The following is a 26,993-nucleotide window of genomic DNA, read 5'->3' as shown; positions in this document are numbered from 1 at the left end:
ATACGAAATGAAAAAATTAGGATTAACATTGTTAACCGCACTGGTAGGAGGCTTGATTGCTGTGGGCGGTTATAAACTATTTGAAAGCAAGCAGGAAAACAAGATGTCGTTTGAAGAACGGCAGGAGTTGCATTACGCCAATAATCCCGTGCCTAATGTAGTCTCTTCAACAGGAAATCCTGATTTCACCCAGGCGGCGGCGATGGTGGCCCCGGCCGTGGTGCACATCACCACAACCTACCCCGGCAGGTCAAGGGGTCAGGCGGCACCGATGGATCTATTCGAAGAGTTTTTCGGCATGCCACGGCAGCGGCAGCCGCAACGGCAACGACCTGTTCAAGCCACCGGATCGGGCGTCATCATCTCCCAAGATGGTTACATCGTGACGAACAACCACGTGGTGGAAGATGCGAACAAAATTGAAGTGCAGTTGACCGACAAACGGCTCGTTGAAGCCAAAATCATCGGCCGCGACCCCAATACCGATCTGGCTTTGATCAAAATCAACGAAGAGGGACTTCCTTTCGTCAAATTCGGCGACTCGGATAAAGTCCGCATCGGCGAATGGGTATTGGCCGTGGGTTACCCGCTAGGGCTGGAGTCAACCGTAACCGCAGGGATCGTCAGCGCGACCGGCCGTTCCACGGGCATCATCGCCCGTGAACTGCAACAACGGCAGTACCAACAGCGCGGAGGATATCCGCAATCGGATGATGAACCTATCGTTAATACGGCTGTCGAATCATTTATACAAACAGACGCCGTTATCAATAAAGGGAATAGCGGTGGACCGCTGGTCAACGCATCGGGCGAGCTGATCGGCATCAACTCCAACATCATGACGCCCACGGGCACGTACGCCGGGTATGGCTTTGCAGTGCCGGTTAACCTGGTCAAGAAAATCGCCGATGACTTCATCAAATTCGGCCGGGTTAAGCGCGGCTTGATCGGCATCACGTTCCGCGAACTCAATCCTGCAGCGGCAGAAGAACTGGAAATCAGCGACGTGAACGGGCTGTACATCATCGATGTGGTAGAAGACGGTGCGGCAAAAGAGGCTGGCCTCAAGGCCGGAGACATCGTTACCAAACTCGATGGGCGTACGATTACTTCCTCATCAGATCTGCAGGAACGTATCTACCGCCTACGTCCGGGCGACAAGGTAAAACTCACCTACAAACGCGACGGCAAAGAGCGTGATGTAACCGTTACGTTAAAGGAAGACACTAATGCATCCGAACGCGAAGAGGAGTCTGAAACCGCAGCTAAGCGGAGTGCAACCGAACTCTACAATCAATTGGGAGCAGGCTTTGTGCCCGCCACAGATGCCAAGAAAAAGGAGTTGGGCGTTTCTTCCGGCGTTACGGTTACGCAAGTACATGAAGGCGGGTGGTTCGACTACCAGAATATCAGACGCGGGCAAGTGATTACCCATATCAACGATGTTCCTGTCAACTCACCAGACGAGGTGGAAAGCGCACTTGCCAAAACCCAGCGTGGCATGATTAAGGTAACCATCGTTCCCCAACGCGGGGCGGTAAGCACCATCAGCGGACCGGTCGATTACCGTTAGCGGAGCATCCGCATACCAATTAAAACAGGAAAGGCGCCTCATCGGCGCCTTTCCTGTTTTAATAATACGTTTAAAATACGTCTCTTTTAGCAGTACTCGTCGAAAGCAGCTACTAGGTTATCGGCGATCATCTGTGCCGGACGGCCTTCAATTTGGTGACGCTCAATCATGTGCACCAGTTTGCCGTCTTTGAACAACGCCATGGCGGGCGATGATGGCGGATAAGGCAACATGTAATCGCGCGCCTTGTCTACAGCATCTTTCTCCATACCAGCAAATACGGTAACCGTCTTGTCCGGATGTTTCTCATTCTTGATGGCCGCCACCGCCGCTGGGCGAGCATTGGCCGCCGCACAACCGCAAACGGAGTTAACCACCACAAATACGGTCCCTTCCTGTTTGATGGCCGTATCTACCTCTTCGGGGGTTTTTAATTCTTCGAAACCTACATTGGTAAGTTCACTGCGCATCGGCGCTACTAAGTATTCCGGATACATTGCTTCGTCCTTTCTGTTAGTGTCTACTTAAAATATAGTTGCAAAGATACCACGTGAACAGGCGGAAAGCAAATCACCAATTTCAGTTCATTGTCAATTTTTAACGGCAAGCTACCAAGTAAGTTTGAATATCACCGTCAAAACCAATACTTTTGCAGTTCACAAAACAATACAATATGTCATCGATAGACACCACTTATGTACCTTATAAGGTAAAAGATATCAACTTGGCTGCGTGGGGCCGTAAAGAAATTGAGTTGGCCGAAGCCGAAATGCCCGGCCTGATGGCGCTCCGCGCGGAGTTCGGTGCCGCCAAGCCCTTGGCTGGTGCCCGTATCGCGGGCTGCCTGCACATGACCATCCAAACGGCTGTTCTCATCGAAACCCTTATTGAACTGGGTGCCGAAGTGAGCTGGTCATCGTGCAACATCTTTTCCACGCAAGACCATGCCGCCGCTGCCATTGCTGCAGCAGGTATTCCGGTATATGCCTGGAAAGGTATGACCGAAGACGAGTTCAACTGGTGTATTGAGCAAACGCTGTTCTTCGGCGAAGACCGCCAGCCGCTCAACATGATATTGGATGATGGCGGCGACCTCACCAACATGGTTTTTGATAAATTCCCCGAACTGATCCCCGGCATCAAGGGCCTTTCCGAAGAAACCACCACGGGAGTACACCGGTTATACGAACGGATGAAGAACGGCACCCTGCATCTCCCGGCGATCAACGTAAACGACTCGGTGACTAAATCTAAGTTCGATAATAAATACGGTTGCCGCGAGTCGCTCGTCGACGCCATCCGTCGCGCAACGGACCTGATGCTGGCCGGCAAGGTGGCTGTAGTGGCCGGATACGGCGACGTAGGCAAAGGATCGGCCGAATCGCTGAGCAGTGCCGGTGTACGGGTTATCGTTACCGAGATCGACCCGATCTGTGCCTTGCAAGCTGCCATGGAAGGCTACGAAGTGAAGAAGTTTGCCACTGCCGTTAAAGAAGCAGACATCGTGGTGACGACAACAGGTAACCGCGACATCGTCCGCGGCGAGCATTTCCAAGCGATGAAAGATAAAACCGTGGTATGCAACATCGGCCATTTCGACAACGAGATTGATGTGGCCTGGCTGAATAATAATTACGGCGACACCAAAGTGGAAATAAAGCCGCAGGTGGATAAGTACACCATCGACGGCAAGGACGTCATCCTATTGGCCGAGGGCCGCTTGGTTAACCTGGGATGTGCTACGGGCCACCCCTCGTTTGTAATGAGCAACTCCTTTACCAACCAAACGCTGGCCCAGATCGAATTGTGGACCAACACGGCAAACTACGAAAACAAAGTATACACCCTCCCGAAACACCTCGATGAGAAAGTAGCTCGGTTACACTTAGCCAAAATCGGCGTGGAGCTGGAGGAGTTGGAACCGTACCAAGCGGAATATATTGGCGTGCCGGTAGAAGGGCCTTATAAGCCCGAGCATTATCGGTATTAACCATTCGCTTTTCTGCCAATTTGCTTTTTTGCGAATTGCTGATTGTTATCTTTACACGAATACAAAGCCGTCCATCCGGGCGGCTTTTTTTATTTATAGAAATTTTCGAACTGCTTCCCAAGCATTTTCATACCGCTGTTCGTCCAAACCCGATACAACGACGTAATTGGCATCAATGGTTTTCAATTCGTTGTGCCATACTCCCATGAAATGTTCGCGCAGCTTTGGGAAATCCCGCAGCGGATCATCTACCCAGGGCAGGTCGATATCCATCAGTAAATACAAATCATAGTGGTCGGTACCCAGTGCATGCAGTACTTCATCCGGCGTATGCCCGAAGAGGTGGTCGCACCAGATTTTGATGGTGAGGAACATGGTGTCGCAAACCAATACATTGTTCTGTGCCAGCGGTACCAAGCTACGTTCCAACGCAACCTGGCCGTAGAACATGTTCATTTCATCCTGCAAGGTGTATTCCCGGTTCAGGTGGCGGCAATATTCACGGGCATACTCGGGTACGCATACCGTACCCAGTTGCCGCGCCAATTGCTCCGCAACGGTGGATTTGCCGGTGGATTCAGGGCCAACAACGGCTATTTTGATGAGCTGCTTTTTGCATTTTACCATATGCAAACGTAAAAATTGCCATTGGCTTCTTCAACCAATGGCAATCATTTAACGGGCCAACCCGCTTATTTTTAAAATACGTACCGAGCCGTTATACCACCGTTCGCGTAAAAGCTGTTGTAGTAATCATAACCACTTACAATGGTGATCGTCGGCCTGATATCAGCAGAGAACGCAAAAGGTGCGTTTTTCAACTTGTAATCTACACCGCCCGTAGGAAAAATACCAGCATTGAACCCACTTCTTTCATCAAAGTTTGAGAACGTGTTGGACAATACCGCGCCACCACCTACAAACCATTTAAACCCTTCAATATCGCCGATAGGGAAATGGTGCTGATAAGCGCCGGAGAGAGAAAGGTTTGTCCACTTCATTCCTGCCACCGAATAAGGGCGGATACCCAAATCGAACTCCAATGCAGCCGGCTCGCTGATAAAGGTTTTGAATGCAGCAGCAACGACGTCGTAGTACCCCGATCCTAACCGGAGACCGATGGAATTCTTGTAATCACTCTGGGCCGATGCTGTGAAAGCAAACGCAACAAACAGGGACAATAATGTCAATTTAATTTTCATGGCTTTAACTTTATGATATAAATACAATACAATAAACGCCCAAAAGTAAGATATTCCCCGGTTAGCAAAAAATAATTTATATCGAAGGATAAAAAAATACCTAAAAATAGGTAGTGGAGAATGAAAATTGGCACACGACGCGAATGTTATTTAAATTATCCATCGTTTATTCCATTAAAAAACATACCTTTGCACTCCGACAAAACGTTCGGAAAAATGCCCAGAAACACTTCCATCAAATCGGTTCTAATTATTGGCTCAGGCCCTATCGTTATCGGACAGGCCTGCGAATTTGACTATTCGGGATCACAAGCCGCCCTTTCACTCAAGGAGGAAGGGATTGAAGTATCCATCATCAATTCCAATCCGGCCACCATCATGACCGACAATGTGATTGCCGATCATATTTATCTATTACCGCTGACCTGCGAAAGCATCGAACAGATTCTGCAAGAGCAACAAATTGACGCCGTACTGCCCACCATGGGTGGCCAGACCGCGCTCAACCTGTGCATCGAGGCTTCGGAGCGGGGGCTGTGGGAAAAGTATAATGTGCAGGTTATCGGCGTGGACGTAGCGGCCATCGAAAAAACCGAGAACCGGGAAGAATTCCGCAAGCTGATGGTCGAAATCGGCGTTGGCGTTGCCACATCCAAAATCGCCAATTCTTTCCTTGAGGGGAAGGAAGCAGCGCAAGAAATCGGATTTCCGCTGGTTATACGGCCCTCTTACACACTTGGCGGCACCGGAGGCGGTTTCGTACATAAGAAAGAGGAGTTCGAAGCAGCACTCAGTCGCGGATTGCAGGCCTCGCCCACACACGAAGTGCTGGTAGAACAAGCTGTATTGGGCTGGAAAGAGTTTGAGTTGGAGTTGCTGCGCGACGGCGCCGATAATGTGATCATCATCTGTACCATCGAGAATTTCGACCCGATGGGCGTACACACCGGCGATTCGATCACCGTGGCACCGGGCATGACCTTGAGCGATCGTTGCTACCAGGAAATGCGCAACCAGGCCATCATGATGATGCGCGCCATTGGCAACTTTGCCGGCGGCTGTAACGTACAGTTTTCAGTCAACCCCGAAAATGAAGACATCATTGCTATCGAAATCAACCCGCGCGTATCGCGCTCGTCGGCACTGGCCTCGAAAGCAACAGGATACCCCATCGCCAAAATCGCTTCGAAGCTGGCCATTGGCTATAACCTGGATGAAATCGAAAACCAGATTACCAAGAATACGTCGGCCTATTTCGAGCCTACGCTGGATTATGTGATCGTAAAGGTACCCCGTTGGAACTTCGCCAAGTTTAAGGGAGCGAACCGCGAACTTGGCCTGCAGATGAAATCGGTAGGCGAGGTAATGGCCATCGGCCGCACGTTCATCGAAGCCTTGCAGAAAGCCTGCCAGAGCCTCGAAACGGGTCGCCACGGCCTCGGTGCAGACGGCAAACAGCTGCGCAACCTGGAGGAAATCATGTATAGCCTGGAGCATCCCAGCAGCGACCGCCTCTTCCACATCAAGGATGCCTTCGAACTGGGTGTACCGTTGGAGTCTATCCGCAAAGCGACCAATATCGACAAATGGTTCCTCGTGCAAATACAAGAGTTGGTAGCCCTCGAAACGGAATTGCGCCGCTATCAACTCAATAATATCCCCAAAGATTTCTTCATTACGCTCAAGCAAAAGGGCTACTCGGACGAGCAGATCGCTTGGTTGCTCACCAACGTATCTGAAGACGACGTCTATAACAGACGGAAGGAATTGGGCATCCGTAGGGTGTACAAGATGGTAGATACCTGCGCAGCGGAGTTTCCCGCACAAACGCCTTACTACTATTCTACCTTCGAAGAAGAAAACGAATCGGTCGTATCCGATAAGAAAAAAATCATCGTGCTTGGCTCAGGCCCCAACCGCATTGGCCAGGGTATCGAGTTCGACTACTCCTGTGTGCACGGCCTACTGGCCGCCAAGGAGGCCGGCTACGAGTCGATCATGGTCAATTGCAATCCCGAAACGGTATCGACCGACTTCAACATGGCTGATAAGCTCTACTTCGAGCCGGTCTACTGGGAGCATGTGCGTGAGATCATCGAACTGGAAAAGCCCGAAGGGGTTATCGTACAGCTGGGCGGACAAACGGCCCTGAAGATGGCCGAGCAACTCGAATCCAACGGCATCAAGATTATCGGTACTTCTTTCCACAACATGGACCTCGCCGAAGACCGCGGCCGCTTCTCCGACTTACTTAAATCATTGGATATCCCCTACCCCAAATATGGCGTGGCGGAGAGTGCGGAAGAAGCACTCGAGGTAGCCAAAAATGTAGGATACCCGGTACTCGTCCGGCCGAGCTACGTGCTCGGCGGCGAGCGGATGAGCATCGTCATCAACGACGACGAGCTGGAAACCGCGGTGGTGAAACTCTTGCGTAACCTACCCGGCAACCGGGTGCTGATCGACCATTTCCTCGACCGGGCCGAAGAGACAGAGTCTGATTCCATCTGCGACGGGGAAGATGTGCATATCATCGGCATGATGGAACATATTGAACCGGCGGGTATCCACTCCGGCGATTCGAGCGCGGTACTGCCGCCTTTCAGCCTGTCTGAAAACGTACAGCGCAAGATGGAGGAATACACCATCAAACTCGCCAAGGCCCTGAATGTACGTGGCTTGCTCAATATCCAGTTTGCCGTAAAGGATGAAAAAGTATACGTCATCGAAGCCAATCCCCGGGCATCGCGTACGGTGCCGTTCATCGCCAAGGCTTATGACGTACCTTACGTCAATATCGCCACGAAGGTGATGTTGGGCGCCAACAAACTCAAGGACTTCAACATTGAACGCAAACTGAAGGGCTACGCCATCAAGGAACCGATTTTCTCGTTCGATAAATTCCCCGATGTCGACAAGCAACTCGGCCCAGAGATGAAATCCACTGGTGAAGCCATCCGCTTCATCAAGGACTTAGAAGATCCGTTTTTCCGCGAGATGGTTGCCAAGAAGTCGATGTACCTCAGCAAATAGAAGCGCATTGTAAAAAACGCAGCGCCCCGATGCCACCACAGGTACCGGGGCTTTTTTGTATCCGCCTCGACCGGCGTGTAGGAATCAACAGCGCTCTACCACCTGTATATCACCCAGAGATAAAGCCGATGGATTCTCGTCGCGCAGCGACCGGCCTAGCGTGCCGAGCACCGGGACCCCGTTTACATAATGCTGGATATAATACGTGCCTTTGTAGGCATGCTCCTGCAAGAAGCCAACCATCTCCCGAAGGTCGTCGTGCGTAATCAATTCGCTATGCACCGTAGTGCGTACCTCAAACGCCACTTTAGAACGGTTTAGCAGGGCCAGGCTTTCGGCGAATTGGAGGAACAGCTCCGATTGGGTAATCGGTTGGTATCGACGTTCAAGCGCCTTGAAATCCAGAGCGACATAATCGACCAATTGCTGCGCGATCAACGTCTTCAACACCGTTGGCCGTGAACCGTTGGTATCTACTTTTACACTAAATCCGTATCCCTTGGCCGCCTCCAATAGGGGGAAAATCGTGGGGTGCAACGTACACTCCCCTCCACTTAACACGACGCCCTGCAACAAACCCCTTCGCGACCGGAGGAACTCCAGCGCCTTCGCAATGGACATGCGGCCCTTCCCTAGCACGATGTCGGGATTGTAGCAGTACACGCAGCGCATGTTACAGCCTGCAAACCAAAAGATGCAGGCTGTCTTACCGGGGTAATCCAATAACGTAAAGGGCGTGATGCTATAGATGGGTGTCTGCACGACGTTCGGTGAAGTGCGTCCGTTGCCGATGTTCCCCTTTCTTTCCGATATTGAAACTCTCGACCGGACGGTGGTATCCCATTACCCGTGTGTAAACCAAGCATTTGCTTCGTTTCTCCTGGTTTTGCTGCAAAACCAGGTCATGTTGCTGTTGTGTATCCATTTTCTATTGTATGTTGGTGAGTTGCTAAAATGTCATCATCGCATTTCGGGCAGTATTCGTGCTCGCCGTTGAGGTATCCGTGTACCGGGCAGATGCTGAATACCGGCGTAACAGTAATATAGGGCAGTTTGAAGCTGCTGATCACCGTGCGCACGAAATTCCGGCAGGCATCGGGCGAGCTGAGCCGCTCATTCATGTACAGGTGCAATACCGTTCCGCCGGTATACTTGCACTGCAGGTTGTCTTGCAGCAGCAATGCTTCAAACGGGTCTTCCGTATAATCGACCGGCAGCTGCGAGCTGTTGGTGTAGTAAATATTTTCGCCCTGACCGGCTTGCAGGATGTCGGCGAACCGCTTTTTGTCTTCCTTGGCGAAGCGATAGGTCGTCCCCTCGGCTGGCGTGGCCTCCAGGTTATACAGGTTGCCCGTGCTTTCTTGGAATTCGCGCATGCGCATGCGGATGTGTTCGAGGATGGCGGTGGCGAATGCCATCCCTTCGTCCGAAACGATGTCGTGCCGGTCGGCCGAGAAATTACGGATCATCTCATTCATGCCATTGACGCCGATGGTCGAAAAATGATTCTGGAAATGCGGAAGGTAACGTTTCGTATAGGGATACAATCCCCTGTCGTAGAGTTCCTGGATGAACGCCCGCTTTTTCTCCAAGGTAGATTTTGCCAGTTGGAGCCAATGGTCGAGCTGCTGGTACAGGCCGGCCTTGTCGCCCTTGTACAGGTAGCCCAGCCGCGCCATGTTGATGGTGACCACACCGATGCTGCCCGTCATCTCGGCACTTCCAAACAGGCCGTTCCCCCGCTTGAGCAGCTCTCGTAAATCCAGCTGCAACCGGCAACACATACTCCGCACCGCATTGGGTTTGTAGGCTTCTGGATTTTCCACGCGGTTGCCCGCTTCGTCGAGCATATACTGGCTACCCACGAAGTTCTGGAAGTAGGATGACCCGATTTTGGCGGTGTTCTCGAACAGGAGCGTGGCATTCTCGCTTTGCCAATCGAAATCTTCCGTGATGTTGACGGTGGGAATGGGGAAGGTAAACGGTTGCCCATTGGCGTCGCCCTCGGTCATAACCGTATAGTAGGCTTTGTTGATTATATCCATTTCGGGTTGGAAATGTTTGTAGCACAGGTCTTCCAATACTTCAACCCCCCGTTCACGCGCCAAACGCCGTAGGGTCTCCTCATGCAACCCTTCGAAAAGATGTATTTCCCGTCTGGTGGGTATTTGGTCCCTGAGGTCTTCCGGCACATTCCAATCGAGCGTGATATTGGTAAAGGGCGATTGCCCCCACCGTGCCGGCACGTTAACGTTGTACACAAAACTGCGTATGGCCTTCAGCACATCGGTATAGGGCAACTGGTCTTTGAACACGTAGGGAGCCAAGTAAGTATCGAACGAACTGAAGGCCTGGGCACCGGCCCACTCGCTCTGCAAGATGCCCAGGAAATTGGCCATCTGCCCCAGGGCCTCCCGGAAATGGGACGGTGGTCGGCTCTCTACCCGGCCCCGTACGCCATTGAACCCTTCGTTGAGCAATACGCGCAGGCTCCATCCGGCACAGTAGCCCGTGAGGCAATCCAGGTCGTGGATGTGGATATCGCCGTTCCGGTGGGCATATCCCTCTTCCTTACTATACACCTTATCCAACCAATAGTTGGCAATCACCTTACCAGCGGTATTATTTATCAATCCGGCGCTGGAATAAGAAACGTTGGCGTTGGCGTTGATGCGCCAATCGGTCTGGGTGATGTACTCCGCGATGGTCTGTGTGCTATCTACATAAGTCGTGTCTTCGTTAAAACCATGGATGTGCTCACGCTGTAACTTCCGCGTATGGCGGTACAACATGAAAGAGCGCATGGCTTCGAAGTGCTGCCTTTCGTAGAGGGCCTTTTCGATGCGGTCCTGGATTTCTTCCACCGCCCAGGTATCCTTGTGGTCCAACGATGCCATCACAGCGTTGTACACTTCCCCGTCTAGCTGAAGGGATACGCTTTCGAAGCCCTTTGCAATGGCGTCTTCGATTTTATAGGGTACAAATGGCTCGTAGGCCCCACTTCGTTTGATGACGTATTTTTCCATGCTGTTCCTATGGTTATTGTGAGACACAAAATTAGGCCCAACCCACAGGTTTACTTTATGACCGTACGCACAATCGGCAGAAAAAGATATGCACACCGCAGGCAAAATGTGGAAATCCTCACCCCATCGTGTATTGATAATCCTATTGTCAAAATGCGGAATCCATTGCGACATCACTTAAATTAACCCTACTTTCGCCGGCGCACGGGATAGGGTCTCATATTTTGACATGGTAAAGGAGCAAACAGCCTTAACGGCGCGATGGAATAAAATCATTTTGTTAATTGGCATTATCCTGGTAGCCACTAATCTACGGGCGCCGATTACCAGTGTGGGGCCGGTGGTCCCACAGATTCAAGATGCTTTGGGACTGTCCAACACATTGGCAGGCCTCATCACCACCATCCCGCTATTGGCGTTCGCCGTACTGTCGCCGGTCGCCTCCAAACTCGCCGATAAGTGGCACATTGAAACGCTGCTTTGGGCGGCGATATGGGCCATTGGGTTGGGGTTGCTCGTCCGGGCATCGTCGAACATCGCGTTGCTGTTTTCTGGCGCGGCACTCGTAGGGTGTGGTATCGCATTTGGCAATGTGCTCGTACCCCCGTTTATCAAACAGCGGTTTCCACAAAAGATCGGCTTGGTGACTGGCATTTATAGTGTTGCAATGAACATTACGGCATCGCTAGCGTCCGGATTCAGTATCGCCATTGGTCATTGGACAGGTCAGGGTTGGAAGGGGTCCATCGGTGTTTGGCTTGTCTTTTCCGTCATTGCGATCATCTTTTGGGCTCCGCAATTGAAGCGTCGTTCGGACGATGCATCAGCCGATCGGTCCGTGATTCGTCAGCACACGGGCACATCGATGCTGCGGTCGCGGCTCGCCTGGCTCATCACCATTTTTATGGGGCTCCAGTCGCTGCTTTTCTATTGCGCTATTGCTTGGCTGCCCGTGGTGCTACAGGACTGGGGCATGGCGTCCGAAACGTCGGGATGGATATTATCGTTCATCCAGTTCACCCAATTGCCCATCATGTTTATAGGGCCCATCATCATCGGACGGATGAAGGACCATACGCCGCTGATATGGTTTATCGGTGGTACATTGGCACTGAGTGTAGTGCTGATTATTGGCTGGCGCACGCAGTTCATCATCCCTGCGGTGATCCTTTTCGGACTGGGCTCGGGGTTGGCCTTTAGCCTCGTCATGATGTGGTTTGTTCTCCGAACGCGGACCACCCGCGAGGCTGCCCGCATTTCGGGCATGGCGCAGTCTTTCGGCTATGCCCTTGCTGCCGCAGGTCCGCCGCTCTTTGGTGCGCTATACGACTGGGTGGGGAACTGGGAAATCCCTTTTCTCCTGCTTGCCGCAGCCACTATTGTGCTATCTATTACGGGCATGAAGGTGGCCAAGCCGCAGCTGATCGACGGTTAGTATACGCATATGCCGATAAAAATGACGGATGTCATTTCTCGCACCGATTCTTTCGTTATCTTTGTTGCGAATGCTTAAGGCAAGAAAGTAAACAGACTTTGATACGTTTTTGTGCATATATCCTGTTTGTCGCGCTGACACTGCAATCGTTCTATCGCAGTATCATGGCTGTGGAGTATCAAATCCACTTGCCCGACTATATCGCGAAATGTATCAATAAAGACAAACCTCAACTTCATTGCGATGGCCAGTGTGTGTTGATGAAGAAAATAGAAGAAAAAGAGGATAAGGAGGCAAAGAAGAATGTAGTGCTATACGAATACAGTTCGCTGTATGTGCATAACGGGCGTATCGCACTCACCTTGCCCCAGCCGCGGGAAGTAATTGACCAAAACCATTTTTCACCTTACCTTATTGACTACGGGTTTAATTACCACACCGCCGTATTCCGTCCCCCCATTAGCTAGCCTTATCCATAGGGTATAGCTTAAGGTTGTTCCAACCATCGTTCACCAGACATTCGTTAACAACGACATGAAAGAATTATTATTTTTTCTTGGTGCGGTGTGCTTCGCGGCACTATCGTGTACCAAAGAAAAAACGGATTACGAAGGGGTTACCGATTCGGTTACTCCCGGCCATAACGTGTTTAAAGAGGCCGCCAACATCCATATTGGAGGCTACGATATCAGCGTGGAGGCACTGCACGGTGCTTTCTATAAGGGTTACAATGAAATCCGTGTGAAAATCACGGATAACACAACGAACGGGAAGGTTGATGTTGCTGACGTCACCTTTTTGCCCATCACAACCGATGCCGACGGCGGAACCGGCTCTTGTCCGCATCGATACGAGTTGGCGTACAGGCCCGATAGCAACGATTATTCGGGCTATTCGGTCTTTACAGGTGAAAGCCATGTGGACGGAACTTGGGCGTTAGCCATCGGCTTTACCGTTGCCAACCAAACCCTTACGGCGAAACTTCCTATCACGGTTCAGGAGCAGCCCAACAAAAACTTGAACATGACGGCATTTACAGGAAAAGATGACGAACAGTATATCATCGCGTTGGTGGCACCGCTACGGCCGAAAGTTGCCGAAAACGAATTGGTGGCGGGTATTTATCGGCTGGATAGCACCGACCCTTCCCTGTTATCATATACCGAGGTAGGTGGCTATACACTGATGCTAGACCCACGCATGCCGGAGCCCTCTATGGGAAACCATTCGTCGCCCAATAACGTGGACTTGACCCAACAAACCGATGGGTTGTACCATGGCGTGGTCAATTACACCATGACGGGCAACTGGACGCTGAATTTCATCATGCAGAACGAGGACGGCAGAATCGTCAAAGGGACCGAAGTGCCGACGGATTTCACGCCAGGTATTGAAGGCGTAAAGAGCGAATTGTACATCGACGTTTTATTCTAAGGATATGAAGCAGCTCCTTATCTTTTTTCCGGTTCTTTTTCTTGGATTGAACACCCGTGCACAGCATATGCATTCGGAAAGCGACACCGTTAAAACCCTGGAGGAGGTAAGCGTCACCGCTATCGCCAAGCGGAAAATCGAGACCGAACTGAAAATGGCCGTGTCGGTGGACGAATTCCTGGCGTCTACCGAACACATCAGTTTCATCAAACGGGGTGCCTTTGCCTGGGAACCCCTGCTCAATAACATGAGTACGGAGCGTTCGACAGTGACCATCGACGGCATGCACGTGTTTGGCGCGTGTACCGACAAAATGGATCCGATAACGTCGTATGTGGAAAGCAACAACCTCGCTACCATCGATGTGACATCCGGTCAGGCGGGTAGCCTGCACGGCGCCACGGTGGCGGGCAGCATTGACCTAAAAAGGAAAAGCACCCCATTCGGCCCGGCAGGTGAAAGGAAATGGAGTGGAGCTTACCAAACCGGCTTTGAGTTCAACAACAACCAGTTCTTCAACCTGGGGAACCTGTCGTATGCAGATGATAAGTTTGTGGCAGACGGAAGCATCTCCTTCCGGAAGGCAGGTAACTATTACAATGGCATCGATGCCGAGGTAAACCACTCGCAATACCAGAAATTCAACACGTCGTTGGGATTGGCATACAAAACGGGTACGTTGTCTTCGGTACGGATGGATGCTATTTTCGATCAGGCCGACGATGTCGGTTTCCCTGCACTGCCGATGGATCTGTGGCGGTCGCGGGCCATCATTACCTCCGCCGCTTACAAGCAGTTATTCGAAGACGGATGGATACGGGCCTGGGACACCAAGCTTTATTTCAATGCGGTAGAACATTATATGGATGATACCAAGCGCCCCGAAAACCTGGTGCACATGGACATGCCGGGATGGAGTACCACCTATGGACTGGTTTCCCAGACCAATTTGAAGCGCGGGGATTACCGGGGCGACATCCAACTGAATGTATACAACAACCTGTCGATCGCCGAGATGACGATGTATCCGCAGGATCGGAGCAAGAAAACAATGTTTGCCTACAGCTGGCCTTGGGTGACCACCCGTTTTGCCGGGCTTTCGATGAACAATGTGTGGGATATCTCGGAAATGAGCACGCTGAATTTCGGTGGCTCATTGGGGTGGAATTACAACCGTTCCAAATATGTCGAGTTCAACTGGATTTTCTACCCCGGTACTCCGCAGGAGAAAAACAGGATATTGCCGGGCTTACATGCCAGTTACCAACTCCGCATCGACCGATTTGATTTTTCGGTCGGAACGGGTTATGGGCACCGGGCACCTTCCGTCTCGGAAGCATACGGATATTACATCTACAACAGCTTTGACCGTTACGATTACATCGGAAACCCCGATTTGAAAAATGAGGTTTCGTATGAGGTTAACGCAAGCGCTGGGTTTAAAAACGAACGGATGGGCATCGCAGCCAAGGCAAACTATTTCCACATCAGGAATTACATCGTAGGTCGGATCTTAAGCTTGGGCAGCCCGATGAACTATCAATCGGTCGGCGTGAAGGGATACACCTCGCTAGACCACGCGAAATTGTACAACCTATCGTTGAATGCGCATTACGATATCCTACCGCATCTCCACTGGAAAGGAATGCTCACCTATGCGCGGGCCATGGACAACCAAGATGGGAATCTGCCGTTCATCCGCCCCCTGAGTTATCAATCATCCCTTCATTTTATGCACAACCGTTTTGGTATCCAAACTGCGCTGCATGGCGATTTGGCGCAGGAAAATTTCAGCCCCGAATACGGCGAAGACCTCACACCAGCTTATCGGATTTGGAATATATCCGCCGATTACACCTTCAACTTCAAAAATTTCAAAACCACGTTGCAGGTAGGGGCAGAAAACTTGTTCAATGCCTATTACAGCACCTACGCCGATTGGGGTAACATCCCTCGGATGGGACGCAACGTGTTCAGCTCGTTGACTTTTAAATTTTAAGAACAACTAAAAATTATTCAAAATGAACATACGTAAAACATTTTCCCTGGTATTCGTCGCGCTAGTGGCGCTGGCAGCTTGCAGCAAAGATGATAACAACCCTGTTGCCAATGACATCACGCTGCATTTCAACAACACGTTTAAAAACACACCCATTGTGCTGGGCGATGCTACGTCATCTACCGCTACGGTAAATACATCGGCCGAAGGACAGGTGCATCACTTTTCGGAACTGAAATACGTAATCAGCAACATCCGTTTGGTGAAAGCAGACGGCAACAAAATCCCTTACCACATCAACGATTTGGATAAGGGGGCGATTGTGGTGAACCACGCCAAACCGCAGACACTGGACTATGTGCTGAGCAATATCCCCGCTGGCGAATACAAACAGCTCAAATTCGGATTGGGTGTCAAGCCGGAACTGAATACATTGGATGAGGCAAGATTTCCCAATTTCTATGCGGATGCCGGGGCTAACGACACCGAAATGATGTGGGAGTGGGGTGCTGGCTACCGATTTACCAAAATCGAGGGGTTCTATGATGCCGACCATAAACAGCTATCTATTCATACGGGAAGCACGGTGGAAGGCGAAGAAGGGGCTTACACGCAGGGTGTCGACGCATACCGGGACATCACATTGGATCTGGGCACCCATGCAGTGGTGGGTCGGAACGCACCTAACATCACGATCAAAGCCGATTTTGACAAGCTATTGAGCGGAAAAACCATTACGATTACGCTTACCACAGGGACAGAAATGGGCGATAATGCCACCCCGAATATCCATACAGCCGTTCAAATGGTGAAATTCGTCGACAACCTGGGTGGGAATGGAACGAGCGACATGACGGGCATGTTTTCCATCGGTGGTGTAGAAAACTAACGAGGTAATGAAAAAGGTGTTGGTGCTATTGGCTATCCTATGGCTGTTACTATCTTGTAACAGGGATGACATTCTTGCGCCCACACCTTTAGTTAACCCGGAAATCCCATTGGACATACCGGTTGGTTTTCCGCCATTGAACGGTTCGGTAGCTGGCAATAAACCCACGAAATATGGTGTGGAGTTGGGAGAGAAATTGTTTCATGAAAAAAAATTCAGCGGAAACAACACGATCTCCTGTGCTAACTGCCACAACCCGTCAAATGCTTTCGCAGATAACCATCCACAAGCCATAGGGATTCACGACCGGGTTGGGCTCCGCAATACCCCACCCATCCAGAACCTGGCGTTTATGCAATTCTATAATTGGGATGGCAGCAAACTCCAATTAGAACGCCAAACCCTGGTTCCCATCATCACCCACGAGGAGATGAACTCTTCGATTTTGGAGGTTATCCGGAAACTGAAGGCGATTCCCGAATACCGAGACCTGTTTAAAAAAGCATTTGGCGACGACCAGGTCACGCCCGACCGGATATACCGGAGTCTGGCGCAATTCGAGTATACGCTGATTTCCGCAAACAGCAAATACGACCGGGTCATACGGAACGAAGGCGAGGAATTTACGGAAACCGAGGCTCGGGGCCACCAGGTTTTCCGACAAAAATGCGAAAGTTGCCACAGCACAGCGCTCTTCACCGACCAAAGTTTCCGGAATGTCGGCTTTCCTGTGAATCCCAGCACGGAAGAGGCCGGCCGTGCACGGGTTACCGGCAGGGCCGAAGAACACATGAGTTTCAGGGTGCCGTCTTTGCGAAATGCAGCCTATACGGCGCCTTATGGCAGCTTCGGCCAGTTTCCCACACTGAAAGCCGTGTTGGATTACTTTGATAACGGTGTCTTGGCGGCCGACAACCTCGATCCGAGCCTGAAAGCAAATGGCAATCGGATACCGCTAAGCGAGCAGGAAAAAGAAGATCTTATTTCCTTTATCAACACGCTAAGCGACCCCACGTTTGTTGGAGATCACATCCATATTGTTTCTGAGCGCCTCAAGTAGGCTGCACCATCGGTTTTTTAGCACTAAAAACCAGTTGAAGCAATGTTTTCTCCGCCGCGGCCATGGCGGATTTCATATCGTCGATATTGGTTTGTGCATAGTGTTGCATGGCCGGCATGATGGACCGGTAATAGGCGATGCCGCCCAGCAAATTATCGCGGAATGCCTGGTAGTGGGTGCTTCGTTTTTCGGTAAAATCATGCTGGTATTTCTCAATTTCCTTTTTCAGGTAGTCGATATAAAGACGCAGCTCGTTGACGAACAGGTTTGACCGGAAGCGACCGTTCAGCAGGTTGGCCGTACCGTAAATATGGCCGACCATCTCCTTGAGCGATGTGATTTGGGAGAAGTAGGCCAAGTTGGGCCCCGGACATATCGTCACCGCTTTGAGGTTATGCTTGGGCGGTATGCCATTGGTGAGTACCGCCGGTGCGGCAAGCCCTTCGCACAGACAGTCCTTTTCTACAATCGCTGCTGCCGCTTTTTGGTAGGCTTGCTCGTCGGGGAACTTCATCCGCGCCTCCTTGAGTTTCAGGTGCTGGTATTGCCGGGATGCGGTGCATATGGGTTTATCGGTAAACTCCGTATTAAATGAAAGGAATTTCTTGTGGCATGGGCTACCGGGCCGATTCCGGACAACCCGTTGCTTCCGTTGTTCTTCCGAACTGCTTGGCCTGAAATTATGGAACGGCACTCCCAAGGGTGATGCATCGCTCAGGTAGAAATCGCCGGGCGCCGCGTTTGCTAACTTCCCCAACGTGTCGCTATCCACATTGGTCGCTTCGGGAACCAGCAGGAACGGACTCCCCCACCCTGTACCGTCCAGTTGGTAGTAATCCAATAAAAAGCGGTCCTCTCCCGCCGTACCGATTCCGCCCTGTACGGTGATGCGTTGCACGGGGTCGGTTTGGAATCCCAGCCGTTGCTTACGTCCGAGCGCTGCGTCGCATAGGCTTTTCAGTTCGGCATAAAGCCCCTCACGTTGTGTTTTAAAAGCCTCCATGATTGGTCCCAGCAACATACCATCGCTCACAAACGCATGCCCACCGCAGTTCAGGCCGGATTCAATCCGGAATTCAGATACCCACAATCCTTTCTTGGCGAGCAACTTACCCTGGATCAATGCCGACCGATAATCGCTCACTTTGAGCGTGATGCGTTTGGCAAGTGCCCCGTCACTAGCGGGGAAAAAATCGTCGAATTGCTCAAAATAACTATAAAGACGGGGATTAAGCCCAGCTGATAGGATAACGGATGATCGCAGTTTACTCTGGGCAAATCCCCGTAATGCGGCCAACGCGTCCGAATATTCAGGCGGCAAAGCGGTGCCATCAGGCGCGTAATTGGTCTTATCCACTTTCGTCATGATATTTACATCGACTGCTCCCGCGGTAACGGTGGCACGGAGCTTAACGGCCAGTTTCGCGCGTTGATCGCCGTTGCTGGCACACATGGCAAGGTAGTCGCGCTTGGCCGGCGACCTTTCTGGCAATAGCTCGAAGTAACGGTCAAGTTCGCTATTTGCCTCGAAGGCGTTCGTGCACAATTGCTCCATCTGCGCATCGATTATGTCTTGTAGGAGGTCGAGATATGCCGTAATCCGCTTGGCCCTGCCGTCTTCAGCTTTTTGCGAAATGCGGGTAAAGGGTTGCCCGAATTGAGTGGCATAAAATTCGCGCATCTGCTCCACCAGGTGGTCGTCCGCCAGCGATAGTGCCGATGAAATGCCAAACCGGGCTACTTTCAGCGGCGTATCGATGGTAAAGCCCAATCCCATGACGGGTATATGGAACGTGTGTTGATGGGTATCGTTCATCGTGTATATGTCTGTATGGCAAAATTAGCGATTCCAAGCCCCCATCATGTGATGGTGGTCACCGCTATAAATGACAAGGATTATCCTCGTCAAATCGTCCTTATTCCAAGCCCATCTGGGCTTTGCCCTCATCGGTAATCATGTGGTAGTTCCATCGGGGTTCCCATACAATGTCGACCTCGATTTCCCGGTCCGGAAAAGCGGCCTCCAACGCATTTTCCACTCCTCCTGTAATCGCATCGCCCATGGGGCAACCGGGCGTGGAGAGGGTCATGGTCACTTTCGCTTTCTTCGCATCGGTAAAATCGACACCGTAGACCAGGCCGAGATCAACGATATTGACGTATAGCTCCGGATCGATGACCTGCATCAGCGCCGTCTGTGCCTTCAGTAATTCCGCGGCAAACGGATCATTGAGTTTTATCTCCATCTGTAATCATCGGTTTATGAAAAATCGTTTTGGCCACGTTCACCACATATACGGCAGCGAGTATGATCCAAAGCAACAGTGCCACGCGTATAACCGGTGTATAATCAATCACCATTCCCGCAACAAGCGACACGAAGGCCGCGACATATAGGTAAAACTGGCACACCGTAAGCCGTTCACTATACAATTGCTTGGGGAGCGGCACCTTCACCTTACCGTTGAGGTGCCGGTAGTGGCTACTCCAAACGATGAATGGCAGGGTTTTGAATGTTTTGCCCAGGATAATGGCGGTAATCCATCCGAGGAAAAGGAACGTACCGTAAAGGGATACCCACCGCGTATCCGAGACGTAATAGGCTATCGGGATCAGCGCAAAACCGGCTATCAAGCACACGAATGAAAGGACTGCATGCTTCATCAGCAACTCTACTTTCCGCCGCAAGCGGTTGCGATACGCATCGGTGAGATAAAGCAACCACGCGAGCGTACCCAACGCGACAATACCGCCATAAACCAGCATCTTTGCCGTGATGGGATTGAAATACCCGTCGACAAGGAACAACACCAATCCGACGTTCTGCAGCACCAGCGCCGCATACAGTAACCACTCGCGCTTTGATTTGCCCAATAGGAACATTGGCACCAGCTTGGTGCTTACCCCGGTGATGAGCTGCAGGAACCATCCTGCGAGCCCGGCATGGGCGTGGAGTTTCAATAGGTCGAGGTGGTTGCGTGGTATGAACGTATAGCGTAGGTTGATAGCCAGTAGCAGCCCAATAGTAACGGTAATAAGCAGCCACAGGGCCGAGCTCACAATGAATGCCTGCTGGGGCGTAGTCCGTTGGTTTTGGGCCGCCGTAACGCAGGTATTGATGGTATAGAGCAGGGCAGCAATTACCACGAACCCGCCGCCGGCAATCATCACGGCACCCACCTCGAATACCCAAAACGACCATACCAATAGCAGGGCACCCAAGGTGAGCATGATGTATGACACAACGGCCAAGGGCACACTGTAGAGGTCGCGCTCACAGATAACCGGCAGCAGCTGATAAGCAGCGCCAAAGATGACCATCGTACCCCAGCCCAATGCCGCAGTATGTACGATGGCCAGTAGATGCGGACTGAAATGATGCCCCGTCAGCTCGCCGGCCCCTAAAAAAAGCAGTATGGCCAGTGCCGCGAAGCATAAAGCTCCGGTACCATAAAACGGCAATACCGCTATGGGATGAGGAGCTTTTCCGATACTGATGTCTGCCATGGCTAGTTGCTGTTTGGTGTTTGCTGTTTTGCTTTTTTGCTGTTTGCGCTCTGTTTCTTAATCCTTTGAACCTTAATCCCTGCTCCCCGTCTACATACTAAGTATTACGTACTAACTACTCACTACTATACTAAGTACTATGTACTAAATACTAACTATTAACTACTAACAATCAACATCCGCACGTCCCCCTCGTCCACCTCATGGATGTGTGCGGTATACGCTTGGTCGGCGAGTTCTTCCAACAGGTGCAGGGGCACCCGTTTATGCTGTACGTACAGCACTTGGTTAGGCGCTAATGTAGGTAACGTTTCCAGGATGGTTTCCATGGGTTGTGGCATGGGTAGCGGGCGCACATCCAGCTGGACGCGCCGTGCTTCCGGATAAGCTTCCAACACTTGCCCGAATGATGGACCGTCGTGCATCACCACACGGTCTGTGGCCGCTGTTTCCGTTTCTTCCTGTGGCGCCCCCGGTTTGAAGAACCAGGTATGGTGCTCATTTGTGGCCACGGTTTCTACATAGCTTATAGCACCTTTTTTCTCCAGCAAACTGAGCAGCGGATATGGGATAAACGAGTTAATGATACATAACAGGTTTCCCGGTGGCAACGCGCGGTATCGTTGAACGATTGCCTTCAGGGGGTCATCGCCGGACTCGATGATGCCGCGCACGTCAAAAAGGTCCTTTTCCGTAGCGCTTGCGCCAGCGAGCCAGTCGGGTTGCTGCGTCGGCTTGGGTATCTCCGGTCCCGCAGCAGATTTATCTGCTGCAAAGTGGAAACCCAGCGGTTCCAACGCTGCCCGGATATCCGCCAAAGCGCAGCCGCCAATGGCGGCTGCTTCGGCCAACGTCACCCGCGGCGCCATCACCCGCCGCAGCAGTGGATTGTTCAATTTACGCAGGGGCTTGGCCAATGCCGCTATCGCGGCTATGCTGTCGGCATTGGCCTTAATCACCTCAGATACCCGAGTATGTTCGTTGATAACCATAACATTTTCTCCCTACAATGCCCCGGCGCTACTCAAGCGTTCTTTTTCCAATTTCAATGCCTTGGGAAACAGGATATTGTTTTCCAAATGAATATGTTGGAAGAGGTCGTTCTCAAATTCCTTGATCTTTTCGAAGAGATAGGTATAGGAATTGCACGCGTCGGCCGGCAGCTCATAATCTTTCGTCAATTTCCGTAACGCCTTGAGTTCGTCGCCTGCGGAGTCGTGCTCTGCCTCCATCATGTGTACCGGCCCTTCAATTCCGATGGTCATCTGTCCCGGCTCACCGTTGGCTTCCAGGGTTTTAATGGCCGGAAATAGTACACGCTCTTCCTTTTGTTGGTGGTTATACATGTCGGCCATCAGCTCTTTTAAACCTTTTGACAATTCGAAAAGCTCTGGATGCACGGCACCATGGCGCGATGCCACCTTTTCTGCTAATTGTTCTATGACAGGGCCACTTTCGCGGACATATTTATGATGTACATTATAAATGTAGTCGGCCAAAAAACCTAGATCCCACGAATCGAAATCGTGCGTAGCCTGTCCGCCGCCAGCAGCTTCCGACCGTTCCAATTCCTCCTTGACCTGCGCTTCGGTCAACCCTACCTCTGCAATGGCTTCCTTCAATGTTTTCTTTCCGCCACAGCAGAAATCGATGCCCAGCTTCTTGAATACCTCAGCTTTGCGCATATCCTTCGCCGCAATCTCGCCAACAGTTTCCGCTGCCTCGGCAGCCGGTTTGGTTAGCTGTACCTGCCACGTTTCAGGGCCCGATTCCAGGTAATCCCAAGTAAAAATATTACCGCGTTCGCCTAGCAATTGGTAATAAAGCGGCCGCGGGTCGTGGTCGTTGTGAATGATGAAGCTTTCGCCTTGTTCCAATGCGTCGAAATGTTCGAAAATGGTGGGATGTTTTAACCGCGGTTCTAGCTGCGTCACATCCAATACTGCTGTTTTAATCATGATTCTTTCGTTTATTTGTTAAACATCTACTAATATCGGACATTTTTGTCCTTTATTCATTTACTACTTTATTTTTTGACATTGCGTTGTCATTTGCTGTATGATTAGAGGTCGCGTCGTTCAAAAAACCGCGTGGAAAACCACACGGGGACCGTGACCCATAATAATAGTACCAAGGTTGTTATCGCCATGCCCCACCCCGTTCCGAAGAAATTCCGGAAAATGGCTCCGGTATAGCCCATCATTGCCGATAGATCGACCTGCAACAAAATCAATATCCTACTAATGTCGATCGGATTGAGCATCGATACGGCAACCATGCCCTTTTCAATCGGGTAATCGGCAAACTGGAACAGGATAAACAGCACCAGCGCGTCGAAAAGCAGCGCGAAGTAAAGCCATAGCAAGATAGACAGGCCAATGCCTTTTGCCTTATCGCGGATACGCACCGCCGCCCATAGGGCGATCGCCACGAACACCACGGATAGTAACGTACCGCAAAGCAGCAATATAATTCCCGAAGGGGTAAACGCATAAAGCAGGATGGGTATGCCTACGCCAATGAGGAAAGCGAGTGCCACGGCACCGGCCAGTCCGGTGAATATGCTCAGCCAGATCGTTCGGCGTTTTAGTGGTTGGCTAACGAGCAATTCGATAAATTCTGCGCTGTTATACAGATACACCGTCGAAAAAATGATGCTTACCAAGGGGACGACGAACAGGATGATGTTCAGCAGGCTGACTACCCCTTTATCGGCGTTGTCTTCAATACTGAACACACTGAAAGATAACACCAGCAGGGCTGCGGCATATACCATGACCGTTCGACTGCGCAGCAGGTCTGCGATGACGTATTTTACAATCTTGTTCATACCGTTACCCCCCTCCCGGTTGCTTCTTTGGCCATGACCTTGGCGATGGCCTTGCCCAGTTTGTCGGTGCCCGTTTCTTCTTTCAAAACAGCCAATGATTTGTGGAATAGCGGCTGCCCATCCTGCATGTAGATGACCTGGCTGGCCAAATCATCCAAATCACTCAACACGTGCGAGGTAATGACAATCAATTTGTCTTTACTTCTTTCTGCTAATATTTTATCTTTCAACAATTCGGTGGCTACCGGATCCAGACCAGCGGTGGGTTCGTCGAGGATGAGCACCTCGGGCTTGAACATAAACGCCAGGCAGGCGCTCACTTTCTGCCTTGTTCCGCCCGACAATGTACCCATGCGCTTATCGAGCATGTTATGCAGTTCGAACACGTTGAAAAGATCCTTGTCTAACGCTGTTTCCGGCATTTTGCGGATATCGCGCATCATGTCCAGCACCTGTCCAATGGTCATATTTTCCGGATACCGGCCTATCTGTGGCATGTAACCAATGTCGCGCCGGTACTCCCATTGCCAGCCAATCGGATTCCCCTTGAAAAGAATCGTCCCCGATTGCGGTACAACCATGCCCAGTATCGCTTTGATCAGCGTCGTTTTCCCGCTCCCATTGGGGCCGATCAGGGCTACGCATTCCCCGCCCAACAACGTGAGTGAAACGTCATCGAGCACTTGCAGTTTGCCAAACCGCTTGGATAGTTGTTGTATGGTAATCATAAGGCGACGGGGTTCATCATCGGAAAATCATCCTTCAAATCTTCGGGGATAAGGCTGGGCATCACCCGTTCGGTACGGTCTAGCAGCGTAACCATGAAGCTCCGGAACAGTAGCATAGCTGCGGGGTACTTCTCCACCACCATAGAAAACAGGCTGACCGGCCGATAGGGAACATCCCCCTCCTTGTCCTTATTGAGGTCGTACCCTTCGTATTTATCCCAGTAATTGCGCACAAAGGTATTGAGTTTCAATGATCCGTTGGTCGCCAAATCGAATGTATTTTGCACAAAATTATTCTGTGTAAGCATGTTGTCCATACAGCTGGATTGCATTTTCATCGCCCAGCCGTTTGCTTCAAACTGGTTACGCTGTATCTGCACACGGTTGCTTCCTTCCATCAGTATCCCGGTGGTATTTCGGGAAAACACGTTGTGCTCGATGTGGCTATCGGTGATATCCTTAAGCAACAATCCGTAGGCCGCATCGCCCCAGTTCTCGCTGAATACATTGTTTTCCATGCGTACCCGTTTGGTATACATCACGGCCACACCCGCGCCATTGCGGGAAAAGGTATTCCCGTAGTAACCGTTTTCGTGCGAAAACATAAAGTGGAGCCCATACCGCCGGTTATCCGATGCGACATTATCACGCACTTCCGTGTGCGTGACGAACTCGAGGTATATCCCATCGCGGTGGCCTACAATGGTATTACCGACAATTTGAAGGCTGTCACTTTTCCAACTGTGTATCCCATTTCCGGTGAGCTGTTCGGTCTCGCCATACGCCGTAAGCCGATTGTTGCGCACTGTACATTGCTGGGAAGCCTGCAAATAGATACCGAAAAAGTTATCGTCAAGCGTATTGTCCGCAATGGTTATGTGGTGTGTATCGTAGACCTTGATGGCTGCGATATCGCGTATGGAAGATTGGCCGGACGCTTTGACCGTAAACCCACTTATCGTTACATAGGGGGCGAAAATGGAAAAAGGTTCATGTTCCTTTTCACCGTCGATGATGGGGTTACCCACGCCGATCAACGCAACAGCCTTTCGGATTTCGATATTGCCCTCCCGGTATATACCACCGTGCACTCGGATGGTATCGCCTGCCGCTGCCTGCGCCAATGCCTGCTTAATGGAAGTTATAGGATGCGACGGGCCAACCTGGATGGTAGCGGCATATCCCACGCCGCCCACCATCAGGCAAACACACGCACTAAAAACACGGTAAATAGGCCTTAACATTGATACGTTCCACTTATTTCCAGACGTCAGCCCAGGTCAGTTCCTCACCGCCATGGGTCTCTTGCACTTGTGCCAGTTCTTCCCGGGTCGCAAACGCCGCGATGTCGCCGCGCATGGGACTTTTCAAGGACTCACTTTTCAGGAAGAAAAGTCCATCCGAAGGAAGCAATTTATTTGCTTGGCTATAATCGGGCAGGTAGTATTCAGCCACATCTTCCGGGGCAACGTTGCCGGCCTTCACAAAAGCGATCATGCATTGCACATCGTCGAAATTGTACGCCCGACCCTTCGTGGTGGCCAACTGGCATCCGAAACGCGCGTCGCTGATGGTCATCCTGCAATGGCCGCACTGGTCGTGCCCGTAATTGATGGGTTGCGGCTCACCGCCCCCACAGGCTTGGACGGCCAACATCAGCCCCGTCGCAAATAAACCTATTAATCGTTTGATATTCATGATACTACTTGTATTCTATTAACCAATCGCCATTCGGCGAAAACGCAGTATGCCAACAGCACACCACAGGAAATAAATATCCACCCCCCCACATCGGGTATGGAAAATGCACCGAAGTTGAGCAATTGTTTGAACCCGATCAGCGGGGGCTGGTACGCCATGCCGGGCACCTGTATAGGTGCCGTGGGGTCGAGATCGTGCCCGTACTCGTACAACCAACGCCAAAAATCGACCATCGAAACGACCCCGAAGAGCAGGAATGCCCCAAACAGGATATATAACAAACGTCGCCGCCCCAAAAGCCCCACCACAAGAAAGGCGAGTCCGTAAACACCAATCAGGTAAGGTAGTACGGTAAACTCGATAAAGTCATCGGCATGGAGCACTTTCATTCCGATGTAATGATTCAATCCATTAATGATGTCGACCTGTCCCTCCAGTTTATAGCTGTATATCAACAGTTCGAGCCCTTCGGGATACTGCGCAGCATCCAGTTCGATACGCCATATCGGCAATGCGATGACGGCAAGCAGGGCCACGCCGCTGATTGCGAGTATGGCCCTGTGCAATGATTTCATAGGATATTGGC

The 26,993-nt window shown here is 51.2% G+C and carries 25 protein-coding genes; 9 read left to right on the top strand and 16 right to left on the bottom strand.

Annotated features, from left to right (window positions below; all coding sequences use genetic code 11):
* Nucleotides 1-7 precede the first annotated feature (7 nt).
* A complete protein-coding gene (locus U9S71_RS07665; RefSeq protein ID WP_326326478.1) occupies nt 8-1,573 on the top strand; it encodes a Do family serine endopeptidase in 1,566 nt (521 codons plus the stop codon).
* Between the two features lie 86 nt (nt 1,574-1,659).
* Here U9S71_RS07665 and U9S71_RS07660 read toward each other — a convergent pair whose 3' ends face one another.
* Nucleotides 1,660-2,070, bottom strand: a complete 411-nt coding sequence (locus U9S71_RS07660) for a BrxA/BrxB family bacilliredoxin (protein ID WP_326326477.1) — start codon at nt 2,068-2,070, stop codon at nt 1,660-1,662.
* 176 nt (nt 2,071-2,246) lie between these two features.
* Between U9S71_RS07660 and ahcY the strand changes: the two genes are divergently transcribed.
* Nucleotides 2,247-3,563 carry an adenosylhomocysteinase gene (ahcY, locus tag U9S71_RS07655; RefSeq protein WP_326326476.1) on the top strand — a complete coding sequence of 439 codons (1,317 nt, stop codon included), beginning with the start codon at nt 2,247-2,249 and terminating at the stop codon, nt 3,561-3,563.
* Nucleotides 3,564-3,656: 93 nt separating this feature from the next.
* Here the strand turns inward: ahcY and U9S71_RS07650 are convergent, their stop codons facing one another.
* Both U9S71_RS07650 and U9S71_RS07645 read right to left on the bottom strand, forming a co-directional pair.
* Nucleotides 3,657-4,190 carry an ATP-binding protein gene (locus U9S71_RS07650; protein ID WP_326326474.1) on the bottom strand — a complete coding sequence of 178 codons (534 nt, stop codon included), beginning with the start codon at nt 4,188-4,190 and terminating at the stop codon, nt 3,657-3,659.
* Nucleotides 4,191-4,261: 71 nt separating this feature from the next.
* Nucleotides 4,262-4,765 carry a hypothetical protein gene (locus U9S71_RS07645; RefSeq protein WP_326326472.1) on the bottom strand — a complete coding sequence of 168 codons (504 nt, stop codon included), beginning with the start codon at nt 4,763-4,765 and terminating at the stop codon, nt 4,262-4,264.
* 216 nt (nt 4,766-4,981) lie between these two features.
* Between U9S71_RS07645 and carB the strand changes: the two genes are divergently transcribed.
* Nucleotides 4,982-7,798, top strand: a complete 2,817-nt coding sequence (gene carB / locus U9S71_RS07640) for a carbamoyl-phosphate synthase large subunit (protein ID WP_326326470.1) — start codon at nt 4,982-4,984, stop codon at nt 7,796-7,798.
* An 84-nt stretch (nt 7,799-7,882) separates the two neighbouring features.
* Here carB and U9S71_RS07635 read toward each other — a convergent pair whose 3' ends face one another.
* Genes U9S71_RS07635 through U9S71_RS07625 form a run of 3 tightly spaced genes read right to left on the bottom strand, consistent with a single transcriptional unit; the run spans nt 7,883 to nt 10,824 of the window.
* Entirely contained in the window at nt 7,883-8,560 is a 678-nt protein-coding gene (locus tag U9S71_RS07635) for an anaerobic ribonucleoside-triphosphate reductase activating protein (protein ID WP_326326468.1), read from the bottom strand.
* Nucleotides 8,541-8,723 carry an anaerobic ribonucleoside-triphosphate reductase gene (nrdD, locus tag U9S71_RS07630; protein ID WP_326326466.1) on the bottom strand — a complete coding sequence of 61 codons (183 nt, stop codon included), beginning with the start codon at nt 8,721-8,723 and terminating at the stop codon, nt 8,541-8,543. Before nrdD ends, U9S71_RS07635 begins: the two co-directional genes overlap by 20 nt.
* A complete protein-coding gene (locus U9S71_RS07625; protein WP_326326464.1) occupies nt 8,701-10,824 on the bottom strand; it encodes a ribonucleoside triphosphate reductase in 2,124 nt (707 codons plus the stop codon). The genes nrdD and U9S71_RS07625 overlap by 23 nt, the downstream gene beginning before the upstream one ends.
* Before the next feature lie 229 nt (nt 10,825-11,053).
* Here U9S71_RS07625 and U9S71_RS07620 point away from each other — a divergent pair, with 229 nt between their 5' ends.
* From U9S71_RS07620 to U9S71_RS07595, 6 genes are all read left to right on the top strand, one after another.
* Nucleotides 11,054-12,259, top strand: a complete 1,206-nt coding sequence (locus U9S71_RS07620) for a CynX/NimT family MFS transporter (RefSeq protein ID WP_326326462.1) — start codon at nt 11,054-11,056, stop codon at nt 12,257-12,259.
* A gap of 98 nt (nt 12,260-12,357) precedes the next feature.
* Nucleotides 12,358-12,726 carry a hypothetical protein gene (locus U9S71_RS07615; protein WP_326326460.1) on the top strand — a complete coding sequence of 123 codons (369 nt, stop codon included), beginning with the start codon at nt 12,358-12,360 and terminating at the stop codon, nt 12,724-12,726.
* Nucleotides 12,727-12,793: 67 nt separating this feature from the next.
* The gene (locus tag U9S71_RS07610; protein WP_326326458.1) at nt 12,794-13,693 is read left to right on the top strand and encodes a hypothetical protein; all 900 of its coding nucleotides are present in this window, start codon (nt 12,794-12,796) and stop codon (nt 13,691-13,693) included.
* Nucleotides 13,694-13,697: 4 nt separating this feature from the next.
* On the top strand, nt 13,698-15,692 hold the full coding sequence (locus U9S71_RS07605; protein ID WP_326326457.1) for a TonB-dependent receptor plug domain-containing protein: 1,995 nt from the start codon (nt 13,698-13,700) through the stop codon (nt 15,690-15,692).
* 22 nt (nt 15,693-15,714) lie between these two features.
* Nucleotides 15,715-16,581 (top strand): MbnP family protein, encoded by an 867-nt coding sequence (locus tag U9S71_RS07600; protein ID WP_326326455.1) that lies wholly within the window; start codon nt 15,715-15,717, stop codon nt 16,579-16,581.
* Between the two features lie 7 nt (nt 16,582-16,588).
* Nucleotides 16,589-17,641 carry a cytochrome-c peroxidase gene (locus U9S71_RS07595; protein ID WP_326326454.1) on the top strand — a complete coding sequence of 351 codons (1,053 nt, stop codon included), beginning with the start codon at nt 16,589-16,591 and terminating at the stop codon, nt 17,639-17,641.
* Here the strand turns inward: U9S71_RS07595 and U9S71_RS07590 are convergent.
* The 10 genes from U9S71_RS07590 to U9S71_RS07545 form a co-directional block, all read right to left on the bottom strand.
* Nucleotides 17,634-19,457 carry a hypothetical protein gene (locus U9S71_RS07590; protein WP_326326453.1) on the bottom strand — a complete coding sequence of 608 codons (1,824 nt, stop codon included), beginning with the start codon at nt 19,455-19,457 and terminating at the stop codon, nt 17,634-17,636. The two genes, U9S71_RS07595 and U9S71_RS07590, sit on opposite strands and share 8 nt — an antisense overlap.
* 100 nt (nt 19,458-19,557) lie before the next feature.
* Nucleotides 19,558-19,887, bottom strand: coding sequence for a metal-sulfur cluster assembly factor (locus tag U9S71_RS07585; RefSeq protein WP_326326451.1), 330 nt, complete (start codon nt 19,885-19,887; stop codon nt 19,558-19,560).
* Nucleotides 19,868-21,148: a hypothetical protein gene (locus tag U9S71_RS07580; RefSeq protein ID WP_326326450.1), complete on the bottom strand. Its 1,281-nt coding sequence runs from the start codon at nt 21,146-21,148 to the stop codon at nt 19,868-19,870. The genes U9S71_RS07585 and U9S71_RS07580 overlap by 20 nt, the downstream gene beginning before the upstream one ends.
* A gap of 158 nt (nt 21,149-21,306) precedes the next feature.
* Entirely contained in the window at nt 21,307-22,140 is an 834-nt protein-coding gene (locus tag U9S71_RS07575) for a DUF2249 domain-containing protein (protein ID WP_326326448.1), read from the bottom strand.
* Nucleotides 22,141-22,152: 12 nt separating this feature from the next.
* Nucleotides 22,153-23,106, bottom strand: coding sequence for an iron-sulfur cluster repair di-iron protein (gene ric / locus U9S71_RS07570; RefSeq protein WP_326326446.1), 954 nt, complete (start codon nt 23,104-23,106; stop codon nt 22,153-22,155).
* Between the two features lie 104 nt (nt 23,107-23,210).
* Complete coding sequence (locus U9S71_RS07565; protein WP_326326445.1) at nt 23,211-23,978, bottom strand: ABC transporter permease; 768 nt, start codon at nt 23,976-23,978, stop codon at nt 23,211-23,213.
* The gene (locus tag U9S71_RS07560; RefSeq protein WP_326326443.1) at nt 23,975-24,706 is read right to left on the bottom strand and encodes an ABC transporter ATP-binding protein; all 732 of its coding nucleotides are present in this window, start codon (nt 24,704-24,706) and stop codon (nt 23,975-23,977) included. The genes U9S71_RS07565 and U9S71_RS07560 overlap by 4 nt, the downstream gene beginning before the upstream one ends.
* The gene (locus U9S71_RS07555; protein WP_326326441.1) at nt 24,703-25,950 is read right to left on the bottom strand and encodes a nitrous oxide reductase family maturation protein NosD; all 1,248 of its coding nucleotides are present in this window, start codon (nt 25,948-25,950) and stop codon (nt 24,703-24,705) included. Before U9S71_RS07555 ends, U9S71_RS07560 begins: the two co-directional genes overlap by 4 nt.
* Nucleotides 25,951-25,963: 13 nt before the next feature.
* Entirely contained in the window at nt 25,964-26,404 is a 441-nt protein-coding gene (locus tag U9S71_RS07550) for a nitrous oxide reductase accessory protein NosL (protein ID WP_326326440.1), read from the bottom strand.
* Nucleotides 26,401-26,982, bottom strand: a complete 582-nt coding sequence (locus U9S71_RS07545) for a hypothetical protein (protein ID WP_326326438.1) — start codon at nt 26,980-26,982, stop codon at nt 26,401-26,403. The genes U9S71_RS07550 and U9S71_RS07545 overlap by 4 nt, the downstream gene beginning before the upstream one ends.
* Nucleotides 26,983-26,993: the final 11 nt, after the last annotated feature.

The organism is Parapedobacter flavus (assembly GCF_035818675.1).
GTDB classification, from domain to species: Bacteria; Bacteroidota; Bacteroidia; order Sphingobacteriales; family Sphingobacteriaceae; genus Parapedobacter; species Parapedobacter flavus.
The sequence above is the reverse complement of the archived record's forward strand: the minus strand, read 5'-3'. Positions and strand labels throughout refer to the sequence as shown.